Source organism: Acinetobacter sp. YH12235 (genome assembly GCF_013417705.1).
GTDB lineage: Bacteria > Pseudomonadota > Gammaproteobacteria > Pseudomonadales > Moraxellaceae > Acinetobacter.
The window spans coordinates 1-11,728 of the sequence record NZ_VPDL01000017.1; the positions used below are offsets into that span (position 1 = coordinate 1).

11 protein-coding genes are annotated in these 11,728 nt (G+C 43.2%); 4 read left to right on the top strand and 7 right to left on the bottom strand.

The window, feature by feature from the left end; all coding sequences use genetic code 11:
• Window positions 1-190 precede the first annotated feature (190 nt).
• Both aat and FTV13_RS09945 read left to right on the top strand, forming a co-directional pair.
• Window positions 191-922 carry a leucyl/phenylalanyl-tRNA--protein transferase gene (gene aat, locus FTV13_RS09940; protein WP_180011912.1) on the top strand — a complete coding sequence of 244 codons (732 nt, stop codon included), beginning with the start codon at window positions 191-193 and terminating at the stop codon, window positions 920-922.
• 21 nt (window positions 923-943) lie between these two features.
• Complete coding sequence (locus tag FTV13_RS09945; RefSeq protein ID WP_005234302.1) at window positions 944-1,759, top strand: arginyltransferase; 816 nt, start codon at window positions 944-946, stop codon at window positions 1,757-1,759.
• Window positions 1,760-1,786: 27 nt separating this feature from the next.
• On the opposite strand, the gene rimI is transcribed toward FTV13_RS09945, so the two are convergent.
• The 7 genes from rimI to FTV13_RS09980 all read right to left on the bottom strand — a co-directional run bounded on the left by rimI (window position 1,787) and on the right by FTV13_RS09980 (window position 9,711).
• Window positions 1,787-2,245 carry a ribosomal protein S18-alanine N-acetyltransferase gene (gene rimI / locus FTV13_RS09950; RefSeq protein WP_180002414.1) on the bottom strand — a complete coding sequence of 153 codons (459 nt, stop codon included), beginning with the start codon at window positions 2,243-2,245 and terminating at the stop codon, window positions 1,787-1,789.
• A gap of 113 nt (window positions 2,246-2,358) precedes the next feature.
• Window positions 2,359-3,240 carry a metal-dependent hydrolase gene (locus FTV13_RS09955; RefSeq protein WP_180011914.1) on the bottom strand — a complete coding sequence of 294 codons (882 nt, stop codon included), beginning with the start codon at window positions 3,238-3,240 and terminating at the stop codon, window positions 2,359-2,361.
• Window positions 3,241-3,474: 234 nt separating this feature from the next.
• Window positions 3,475-4,665, bottom strand: a complete 1,191-nt coding sequence (gene tuf / locus FTV13_RS09960; RefSeq protein WP_004781663.1) for an elongation factor Tu — start codon at window positions 4,663-4,665, stop codon at window positions 3,475-3,477.
• 94 nt (window positions 4,666-4,759) lie between these two features.
• Window positions 4,760-6,895 carry an elongation factor G gene (gene fusA, locus FTV13_RS09965; protein WP_180011916.1) on the bottom strand — a complete coding sequence of 712 codons (2,136 nt, stop codon included), beginning with the start codon at window positions 6,893-6,895 and terminating at the stop codon, window positions 4,760-4,762.
• Between the two features lie 132 nt (window positions 6,896-7,027).
• On the bottom strand, window positions 7,028-7,498 hold the full coding sequence (gene rpsG, locus FTV13_RS09970; protein WP_004783282.1) for a 30S ribosomal protein S7: 471 nt from the start codon (window positions 7,496-7,498) through the stop codon (window positions 7,028-7,030).
• A 180-nt stretch (window positions 7,499-7,678) separates the two neighbouring features.
• Window positions 7,679-8,053 carry a 30S ribosomal protein S12 gene (gene rpsL, locus FTV13_RS09975; protein ID WP_004783283.1) on the bottom strand — a complete coding sequence of 125 codons (375 nt, stop codon included), beginning with the start codon at window positions 8,051-8,053 and terminating at the stop codon, window positions 7,679-7,681.
• Window positions 8,054-8,208: 155 nt separating this feature from the next.
• A complete protein-coding gene (locus FTV13_RS09980; RefSeq protein WP_180011917.1) occupies window positions 8,209-9,711 on the bottom strand; it encodes an EcsC family protein in 1,503 nt (500 codons plus the stop codon).
• A gap of 275 nt (window positions 9,712-9,986) precedes the next feature.
• Here FTV13_RS09980 and FTV13_RS09985 point away from each other — a divergent pair, with 275 nt between their 5' ends.
• Together FTV13_RS09985 and FTV13_RS09990 are read left to right on the top strand one after the other, a co-directional pair.
• A complete protein-coding gene (locus FTV13_RS09985; RefSeq protein WP_005234293.1) occupies window positions 9,987-11,216 on the top strand; it encodes a beta-ketoacyl synthase N-terminal-like domain-containing protein in 1,230 nt (409 codons plus the stop codon).
• A 23-nt stretch (window positions 11,217-11,239) separates the two neighbouring features.
• Entirely contained in the window at window positions 11,240-11,692 is a 453-nt protein-coding gene (locus tag FTV13_RS09990) for a CopD family protein (protein WP_004783286.1), read from the top strand.
• Window positions 11,693-11,728 lie beyond the last annotated feature (36 nt).

Here is an 11,728-nt window from a genome sequence, read left to right on the forward strand (position 1 = left end):
AAGTGAAGGTAGAGAATGTTGAAGAGTACAATCTAAATTTTCAGATAAAGTCATAAAAAAATGAGCGTATTGGCATACACTCATTTTTACTACATTTTTCTAATGTCTGCTTAACTGACTGGCATTAGTCCATCATGGGCGGTTTTTTTATGTATGATAAAAACAGTCTATTTCAAGATCAGGGTTCTGCATGCATCTTCTTCCTCCTTCACAGTACATTTTCCCCAATCCTGAAGAAGCAGATCTTGAGGGTGAAGGCCTGATTTGTATCGGTGCAGACCTCTCCCCTTCTACTTTGTATGAGGCCTATACCCATGGTCTCTTCCCCTGGTTTTCTGAAGGTGATCCGATCTGCTGGTGGAGTCCGGAACCACGCTGTATTATTCGGCCAGAAGATTATCATCCAAGTAAATCCCTGCTTCGAAGCATGAAAAAACAGGATTATAAAATTACGGTGAATCATGCTTTTGAAAGAGTCATCCGTTCCTGCTCATTGCCTCGCGCTTATGCAGATGAGACCTGGATTAGTAAAGAGATCATTCAAGGTTATTGCGACCTGTTTAATGCGGGTTATGGTTATAGTATTGAGGTTTGGGATGAAGATCGCCTAGTAGGTGGACTCTATGGGGTGACTATCGGCAAGGGCTGTTTCGGTGAATCCATGTTTAGTACCCAAACCGATGTTTCTAAAATGGCTTTCTATGCCCTGATGCTGATTGGCAGAGAAAATCAGCTGCCCTGGATTGACTGTCAATTGGTGAATGATCACTTGATGAGTCTAGGTGCCTGTACAATTTCTCGCCATACATATCTTAAATCGTTACAAGATGTGATAAAACAGCCTGCGATCATTTGGAAAAAGTATCAAGACGGTGTATTTTCAAGTAAAACAATAGCGCAGTCTGCGCGATTAAGTGAATGAAAATAACAGAGGGCACTTGTTATGAACTCTTATCAACCACAGTCCCTACTGAACGATTTACAGTATTATATTACGCCGCCGCATGACTGTAGCTATCTGCCCAACAAGTCCGCGCGCATGGTTTTTCTTGATCCAGCGCACCGTATTGATGTAGTGACGCTGTCCGAGCTTTCTCGTACCGGTTTCCGTCGTAGTGGTGATTTTGTCTATCGGCCTGAATGCCACCTGTGCCGTCAATGTTTATCTTCACGTATTCCTGTTCATGAATTCCAAATGAACAGCTCGCAAAAAAAAGCCTGGAAACGTAATCAGGATTTGACGGTTAAAATTACCCATCCTGAACAGGCCACAGATATACATTACGCCCTCTATGAACGTTATATTAATGAACGTCATGCAGATGGTGATATGTATCCACCTAGCCGTGACCAGTTCGAAAAGTTTTTACTGCAAAGCTGTACCGATAGTTTCTTTCTGGAATTATGGAAAGATGACCGTCTCATCAGTGTATCGACTTGTGACCTGCTCGATGATGGCGTTTCAGCGGTGTATACTTTCTTTGATCCTGATGAGAACCGCCGTTCCCTTGGTGCCTTTGCGATTCTGAAACAGATTGAGCACACTCAAAAACTTGGCTTACAGTTTGTTTATCTGGGCTACTGGGTGCCACATTCAGCCAAAATGAACTACAAGTCTCAATACCTGCCACTTGAATTATTGATTGACGGGCAATGGCGCCGATTAAACCGCACCCTTACCCCTGTGGAGATTGAACATCTGGGAAACTCCTTGATGACGACCTTGCCTAGCGGATGGAATAATCCCATCATCAAGTAATTTAGTCGTCAAATAAGAGCTGGAATATTATTTAAACAGGCTAGCAAAATCATCAGTACAGGACTTCACCATAATAATGGCATGTTCCCGAGTGCCATTCGAATTCGGATAATAGTTCTTGCGCAGATCAATCTGATGAAAACCGGTTTTTTCATACAGTTTAATTGCAGCAGTATTGCTTTCCCGTACTTCCAGAAAGATTTGTACTGGACTATTTTTCAATAATGCAATTGAGGCATCTAGCAACTGATAACCTAAACCTTTGCCCTGTTGCGCAGGATCAATTGCCATCAGTAATAAATTGGCTTCATCCAACACCGGCTGTAAAATGCAGAACCCTACGACTTGCCCTGCTTGTTCAATCACAGTGCTTTGATAGGCAGTAACAGCATCTTCAAATTGTTTAAAGGTCCAGGGATGGGATTGTACTTTGGTTTCAATCTTGGCAACGGCTGGTACATCCGCAGCTTGCATCAAACGAATCATCTTCGTTCATCTTATCTAGAATTAACCTCCGCATTATAGAAACTTTATTTAAAAAATCGAGCAAAAAAAAGAGCAACTTAGGTTGCCCTTCAGTCTTTTAATCTAGTTTTAAATTAAAGGCCCAGTTTTTGTTTCCAGCTTTGTAATAAGCTATGGGTGTCATGATCATTTGGATGAAAACCAGGTTTAAAGTACATCAGCATTTCTTTACCCATACCGGTAATAATTCCTTTAGATGGGCTATAACCATAAGTATAGATTTCTTTTAAAGCTCCAAGACTTAACTGACGGTCTTCTTTCAATAAACGCAATACGAAGTAGCTTTGTACAAAGAATAGCGTGACCATCGCTGCAACCAGTGAAGTGGTACGCAGTAGATAAGATTTTAAACCTTTACCGAAAACACCTTCGAATACATCATAGGCCACGGCCTTATGTTCATTCTCTTCAATTGCATGCCAGAGCCACATGGTTTTCATGGTGTCATCTTTCATCAGTTCCTGAATATGCTGATTGGTCAGTAACTGAGATGCAATGGTCGCAGTAAAATGTTCTAGTGCAGTCGTCGCAGTGAGGTCGACCATTTCCTGGGTAATACCGACTGGCTTACCGACTGCCGCGAAGATTTTGCGTGCAGTTTGAATGACTCGGTCAGTATAACGATCTAGCGTATCAACATCATGGCCATGGCGTTGCGCTGAGGCATTAAAGCCAACATGTTCCTGGGTATGCATGGCTTCCTGACCAATAAAGGCAGAAATTTCTTTTTGCAATGCTTCATTGTCTTTAATTGCTGGGTGCTGACGTACAGCGCGAACAGAATCAATAAAGAATTTTTCGCCTGCCGGGAATAGTGCAGAGAGTGCAGTCATAAAGTGAGTCAGTCCTGCTGAACCATTCATCCAGTATTCTGGCACTTGATCAAAATCAAAACTCATACGACGTACCGGAAAACTTGCGCCTGCACGATTGGTAATTTTCACTTGAGCATTCATACACTTACTCCCATCAGTTCTATATAGAGCTGAAATCTAATTATTAAAATTCTTATAGTTATATTACTGCGTTGAATTTTTCACATAAGGGCAGATAAGGTCAGTGAAATATCACTTAAGGACAGCTTGTAAATATATTGTTAGACAATTTAAATATGCTTGAAAATGAGTAAGTTGAATTTACAGATATAAAAAAAGCGCCCCAAAGGGACGCTTTTTTCACACAATCAGTGATTATGCAGTTACTTTAGCAACTACACCAGCACCAACCGTACGACCACCCTCACGGATCGCAAAACGTAGACCTGGGTCCATTGCGATTGGGTGGATTAGTTCTACTGACATTTCTACGTTGTCACCAGGCATAACCATTTCAACGCCTTCTTTCAAAGAAATCGCGCCAGTTACGTCAGTTGTACGGAAGTAGAACTGTGGACGGTAACCGTTAAGGAATGGAGTGTGACGACCACCTTCGTCTTTAGAAAGTACGTATACTTCCGCATCGAATTTAGTGTGCGGTTTGATAGAACCTGGTTTAGCAAGTACTTGACCACGTTGTACGTCTTCACGTTTAGTACCACGAAGCAAGATACCACAGTTCTCACCAGCACGGCCTTCGTCAAGAAGTTTACGGAACATTTCAACGCCAGTTACAGTAGTCTTAACTGTGTCTTTGATACCCACGATTTCAACTTCTTCACCAACTTTGATGATACCAGTTTCAACACGGCCAGTTACAACTGTACCACGACCAGAAATTGAGAATACGTCTTCGATTGGCATCAAGAATGCTTGGTCGATTGCACGTTCTGGTTCTGGAATGTAAGAGTCAAGCGCTTCAACAAGAGCTACAACTGCATCTTCACCGTATTGACCAGCTTCACCGTTCAGTGCAGCAAGTGCTGAACCACGGATTACAGGAGTGTCATCACCTGGGAAGTCGTAAGTAGAAAGAAGTTCACGAACTTCCATTTCAACCAGTTCAAGAAGCTCTTCGTCGTCTACAAGGTCGCATTTGTTCAAGAATACAACGATGTAAGGTACACCTACCTGACGAGAAAGCAGGATGTGTTCACGAGTTTGTGGCATTGGACCGTCAGTCGCAGCACATACAAGGATCGCGCCGTCCATCTGAGCAGCACCAGTAATCATGTTTTTAACATAATCGGCGTGGCCCGGGCAGTCTACGTGAGCATAGTGACGAGTTGGAGAATCGTATTCTACGTGTGAAGTATTAATTGTAATACCACGTGCTTTTTCTTCTGGTGCAGAGTCGATTGCAGCGTAGTCTTTCGCTTCACCACCGAATTTTTTAGCACATACAGTTGCAATCGCAGCTGTTAAAGTTGTTTTACCATGGTCAACGTGACCGATTGTGCCCACGTTAACGTGTGGCTTATTACGTTCAAACTTAGCCTTAGCCATGTTCATCTTCCTTTGTAGATTACTCATGCAGTAAACCTGCATGAGTATTAGATTTTAACTATAAATTTAGTTAGGCAATATAGTAATCGAAAGATTACTCGTCGTCACCTTTTTTGCCGCCAGCTTGGAACTTAGCAATGATGCCTTCAGCCACGTTACGTGGAGTTTCAGCATATTTAGCAAATTCCATAGAGTAAGTCGCACGACCTTGAGACATAGAACGCATGTGAGTTGCGTAACCAAACATCTCAGAAAGTGGAACTTCAGCACGGATTGCTTTAGTACCGCCAGGAAGATCGTCCATACCTTGAACCATACCACGACGACGGTTTAAGTCACCCATGATATCGCCCATGTAGTCTTCTGGAGTTTCTACTTCAACTTTCATGATTGGTTCAAGAAGAACAGGATCTGCTTTCATGAAACCATCACGGAATGCGTAAGAACCCGCCATTTTGAACGATAATTCGTCAGAGTCGACATCATGGTAAGAACCGTCGAACAATGTCGCTTTGATGCCAACTACTGGGTAACCAGCAAGGACACCATTCTTCATACGTTCTTGGATACCTTTGTCAACCGCACCGAAGAATTCTTTCGGTACTACACCGCCGACAACTTCTTCAGCGAACTCGTAGTCTTTACCAGATTCAGGGTCCATTGGCTCAAGACGTACGTATACGTGACCAAATTTACCTTTACCACCTGTTTGACGAACGAATTTACCTTCTTGTTCAACAGATTTTTTGATCGTTTCACGGTAAGCAACCATTGGTTTACCAATGTTCGCTTCAACGTTGAATTCACGTTTCATACGGTCAACAATGATGTCAAGGTGAAGCTCACCCATACCAGCAATAATTGTTTGACCAGATTCTTCGTCAGTACGTACGCGGAACGATGGATCTTCTTTCGCCAAACGACCTAAAGCAACTGACATTTTTTCTTGGTCAGCTTTAGTTTTAGGCTCAACTGCAAGTGCAATTACTGGCTCTGGGAATTCCATACGCTCTAGTGTAATTACGTGGTTTTCATCACATAATGTATCACCAGTTGTTGTATCTTTAAGACCTACACATGCCGCGATGTCGCCCGCACGAATTTCTTCGATGTCGTGACGGTCATTTGCGTGCATCTGTACGATACGGCCGATACGCTCACGTTTCATTTTCACTGGGTTATAAACCGGGCTACCCGCTTTAAGAACACCAGAGTAAACACGTACGAACGTTAAGTTACCAACGAATTTGTCGTTCATGATTTTGAACGCTAACGCAGCAAACGGTGCATCGTCAGACGCTTCACGAGAACCTTCAGTTTCGTCTTTGTCGTCTAAGATACCTTTGATTGCTTCAACGTCAGTCGGCGCTGGAAGGAATTCAATTACTGCGTCCAACATACGTTGAACACCTTTGTTTTTGAACGCCGAACCACACATCATCGGTTGAATTTCGTTTGCAAGCGTACGCGTACGTAAACCAGCTACGATTTCTTCTTTCGTCAAATCACCTTCTTCAAGGTATTTGTCCATAAGCTCTTCAGATGCTTCCGCAGCTGCTTCAACCATGTTTGTACGCCATTCATTAGCAGTATCAACTAGGTCAGCTGGGATGTCGCCATATTCAAACTTCATACCTTGAGATGCTTCATCCCAGATAATCGCTTTCATTTCGATAAGGTCAACAACACCTTGGAAGTTTTCTTCAGCACCGATTGGAACAACGATTGGCACTGGGTTAGCACCCAAGCGAGTTTTCATTTGTTCAACCGCACGGAAGAAGTTCGCACCAGTACGGTCCATTTTGTTAACGAACGCAATACGAGGTACTTTATATTTGTTTGCTTGACGCCATACAGTTTCAGACTGAGGTTGTACACCACCTACAGCACAGTAAACCATACATGCACCGTCAAGAACACGCATAGAACGCTCAACTTCGATTGTGAAGTCAACGTGTCCCGGGGTGTCAATAACGTTAATACGGTGTTGGTCGAACTGGTTAGCCATACCTTTCCAGAAGCATGTTACTGCTGCTGAAGTAATGGTAATACCACGTTCTTGCTCTTGTTCCATCCAGTCAGTTGTTGCTGAACCTTCGTGAGTTTCACCTAGTTTGTGGCTCTCACCTGTGTAGAACAAAATACGTTCAGAAGTGGTTGTTTTACCTGCGTCAATGTGCGCAGAGATACCAATGTTACGGTAACGAGAAATTGGGGTTTGACGTGCCATGATTTCTAGCATTCCTAAATTTTGTTGTTTAAAACAGGACGCTTTAAGCTGCATAGCAACTTAAAGCGCTTTGATGACAAACTAGTGACAACTAAATTCATCACCCTCCTGATTAGGTCCTGTTTTATCCGCTTAGAAACGGTAGTGAGAGAAGGCTTTGTTGGCTTCAGCCATACGGTGCACATCTTCACGTTTTTTAACCGCTGCGCCTTTACCTTCAGCTGCATCAAGCAACTCACCAGCAAGACGTAAAGCCATAGTTTTTTCAGAACGCTTAGCAGCAGCATCTACTAACCAACGCATAGCCAAGGCAGTACGACGGGATGGGCGCACTTCCATAGGTACCTGGTATGTAGCACCACCAACACGGCGTGCTTTTACTTCGACCATAGGACGAACTTTTTCAAGAGTAGTCTCGAAAAATTCAACTGGATCTACTTTAGATTTTTCTTGAACGCGGTCTAAAGCACCGTAAACGATACTTTCAGCAATAGATTTTTTACCATCTTGCATTACGTGGTTCATGAATTTAGCGATTGTTTGGCTGCTGAACTTAGGATCCGGAAGGATTTCACGAGCAGCGACTACGCGACGTCTTGGCATTTTAAAACTACCTATAAATATGACACTTCAGGTTAATCCAGCAGTAGCACAAAGTGTCGTGTGCATTCGCTGGCCTTACTACACGTCGCTTGAATTTTCACAAAATTAAATGCAGAAATCAGACAAGCGAGACGATAAAGGATTGCAGTTCTAGCGAACTAAGAGCTTAATCTCGAAAGATTATTTCTTAGGACGTTTAGTACCGTATTTAGAACGAGCTTGGTTACGATCTTTAACACCAGCACAGTCTAAAGAACCACGAACGGTATGGTAACGTACACCTGGTAAGTCTTTAACACGACCACCACGGATAAGAACAACACTGTGCTCTTGCAGGTTATGGCCTTCACCACCGATGTAGCTAGAAACTTCGAAACCTGAAGTTAAGCGAACACGGCAAACTTTACGCATTGCTGAGTTAGGTTTTTTAGGTGTAGTTGTGTAAACACGTGTACAAACACCACGGCGCTGTGGACAAGCCTTCAACGCAGGAACTTTAGATTTTTCAACTAAAGTCGTACGACCCTTACGGATCAACTGATTTGTTGTTGCCATGTGGCAATTCTCCCGTTAATAAAAAGCCCCAAAAAAATACTACTTTTTGAGGGCATGCAATTGTATGTCAAGATGCAAAATCGGTCAATATGCCGGAGTCAGGCAAAACACGATCGCATCTCGACTTTAAGCGTTTATTTTATGGTGAAAATCACCTATTTTTTCGATTTTGTGGCAGCATTTTTTGTAACATCTTCCGTAGTTTCCTCAGCTTGCGTTTGTTTGTCTGCAGTCTCTGAGTTTTCTGGATTGTTTGTATCCGTCTCTTCTTCAGCGGCTGCCTGTAACATTTCTGTGTCATTTTCCTGCAAGCCGAGCTCTTCTTCTAGGGCTGCATCTGCATCAAAAGAATCTTTTGGAATAGCCGGTTTTTGTTCCTGTTTAGCGTCGGCATGTTCAACCAGTTTATCGGTCAATTCATCCAGACCTTCACTGACCTTTTCATCTTTTTTCACTTCAGCTTCTTCCGGGCTCAAGCTTTCCTGCTCTTTCTTAACCAGTTTGACTTGCTTGATGGTTTGATTGCCTTCAATTGGGATTTCTTTATCCAGAATTGGCTTATCTTTATCAGCGGCTGAATGATCAAGATTTTCCATCAGCTTCGGGGTCGCCTGCTGGAGCAGATCAACGGCTTTTTCATAGGCAGCATATGGTGACAAGCCTAGATCCTGATGCTGCTGCAAATACTGACGAGCATGCGAGAATACTTCTTGAGCTTTCTGGTTCACATCATTCACAAAGCGATGGCTATAGACTGCACCAATCCCTGCACTTGCCAATGGAGTCAGTTTGGTTAGCTGCTCTAATAAAGACAGTTTCGGAAAATGGTTCATCCATTCCCACTTCATGCTGCCATCCTGATTACTGAGCCATTTTTTCAGTGTTTCTATATCATTGCTTGACCCGAGCATGGTCTGTAGCTGGGACAGGTCATGTGTCTTTAAGGTACTGCTCAGCGCTTTAAGCCCCATTAAGAGTGCTTGTTTTTCTGCAATCAGACTGAGATCAATTTGTCTAAAGATATGCTGTACGATTTCCTGATCATCTTCCTTGCTCAGATCAAAACCATAAGAACGTCCTACTTGATAGATGGTACGCAGTGCCATCAATAAAGAAGCCGGAATATCAATCGCAGTTCCCAATACCCCAGTGACGCCACTTACAGCACCTTGTACTGTCGCCATCCATTTATTTTGTTCGGCAAACGCCTGAGAAATGCGTTGTGAACGCGTAGTATCCTGAGTCAGTTCTTCCAGATCCTTCGCCCCTGCTTCATTCAGAATGGCATCAACCGAACTCATCTGGTTACTGAATTGATTCAGGTGATTATAAAAGTAGTCAGATACTTTGTCGGCCAGCTGGGGAGAAACAAAATGCGCGACATTATTCACGGTATTAAAACGACGGCCCAGCAGCTGACGGGAAACATTTGGAAGATGTTCGCGTAGCATGTCTTTAGGATTTTCATATTTTTTTGAAGCAAAAGGGCTTTTGACTTTTGCCGAGCCATCAACAGCATGATCGGTATTGAAGGTTTTAGTCACAGAATCTGGTGCAACATGATTTAACAGTTCCAAACCTGTTGAACTGAACTTTTTCGCCACTCCAAAGGCATTCGAAATCAGACCATTAGATTGTTTATTATTAGCATTTACCATTTTTTACCTCAGCATGCACGTGCTTGTATTTGGTATAAATACTAGGTGTAGTCAGCATTTATCTCAACCTTATTCTGTTTCATTTAGTAAAAGCTCTACACAGTACTTTATAAACTCAACCTACTGTCACACGGCATAACATTTGCCATAAGATTTCAAAAATCTTTCTGCTATGATGTTCTGCATTGTGAAATAGGGGTCAGCGCTATATTTTGCAGTCTTATCAACGCCAAATATCTCCCGCTGCCCCAGAGATAAACTATAAGGATCTGTAGATGAAACGTGTTGTCATCACTGGTATGGGTATTAACTCGTGCATTGGTAATACATTAGAGGATGTGAATCACTCTTTACAAAACGGGATTTCAGGAACACGTTTTAATCCGACTTATGCTGAACTGAATTTCAAAAGCCATGTGAGCGCTGCTGCTGAACAGGATTTTGATGGTATTGACCGTAAGCTGAAACGCTTTATGGGCGTGTGTGCGATGTATGCCTACAATGCTGCTGTTGCAGCCGTTGAGCACGCAGGTTTAAAACAGGAAGATCTGGCGAATAATCCACGTTATGGTATTGCCGGTGGTTCAGGTGGCAACTCGACAGCTTCTGTAGTAGAAATGACAAAATTGCTGGAAGAAAAAGGCGCACGCAAAGTTGGTCCATTCTTCGTACCACGCAACATGTCGAATACCATTACAGCAAACGTCGGTGTCGCATTTAAATTACAAGGGATTGCACACTCGATTACTAGCGCTTGTGCAACTTCTGCCGATGCAATTGGTTATGCTTATAACCTGATCCAACTGGGTAAACAGGATTTAATGCTTGCCGGTGGTGGTGAAGAAGATCACTGGTCTCAAAGCCTGCTATTTGATGCGATGGGTGCACTGTGCTCTAAATACAACGACACACCTGAAACAGCTTCTCGTCCATATTCAGCAGACCGTGACGGTTTCGTGATTGCTGGTGGTGGCGGTTTCGTGGTGCTTGAGTCTTTAGAACATGCTCAGGCACGTGGCGCGAATATTCTGGCTGAAGTTGTGGCTTATGCAGCCAACTCTGATGGTGCTGACATGGTTGCTCCATCTGGCGAAGGTGCAACACGTTGTATCCTGATGGCTCTAGAAGAAGCCAAACAACATGGCGTAGATAAAATTGATTACGTGAACACACATGGTACTTCTACTCCAGCGGGTGATGTTACTGAACTTAAAGCCATGGCACGTGCCTTCGGTGAAGGTCAGGTTCCTCCACTCAGCTCGACTAAATCTATGACAGGTCACAGCCTGGGTGCTGCAGGTGTACAGGAAGCGATCTACTCTATCCTGATGATGCAAAATGACTTTATTGCACCAAACATCAACGTGACTGAACTGGATGAAGGCGCAAAACCATTTGATATCGTACTTGAAAAACGTGACGCAAAATTGAATACTGTGATGAGTAACAGTTTCGGTTTCGGCGGCGTAAATGCTTGTCTCGTTTTCAAAAAATGGGAAGGCTAAGCCGCCCATTTTAGGGTGACTTGATGGATGCTCCTTCTGATGCTTTCTTGTGGGTAAAAGCATTACATATTATTGCTGTGGTTTGCTGGTTCGCTGCATTGTTCTATCTGCCACGGCTTTATGTCTACCATGCCATGAGCGAAGATGTCGTAAGTCATCAACGCTTTGAAATTATGGAACGCAAGCTGTATCGCGGGATTATGTGGCCAGCTATGGTCGCCACGCTGATCACAGCACACTTTCTGGTCGATTGGGGTGATGCAACGCGTCATTACCATGAAGCCTTATGGTTCTATCTGAAAGTCGGCTTGGTTGGCTTGCTAGTCATTTACCATTTGGTATGTGGTTATTATCGTAAGAAACTGATGGAAAATGCCCATTACAAGTCACACAAGTTCTGGCGCTTCTTTAATGAAATGCCAACGCTGATTTTATTTGCTGTGGTGATTTTAGTGGTGGTAAAACCTACTTTCTAAAATTCCCTAAAATAAAAAATCCCCGATTGATCGGGG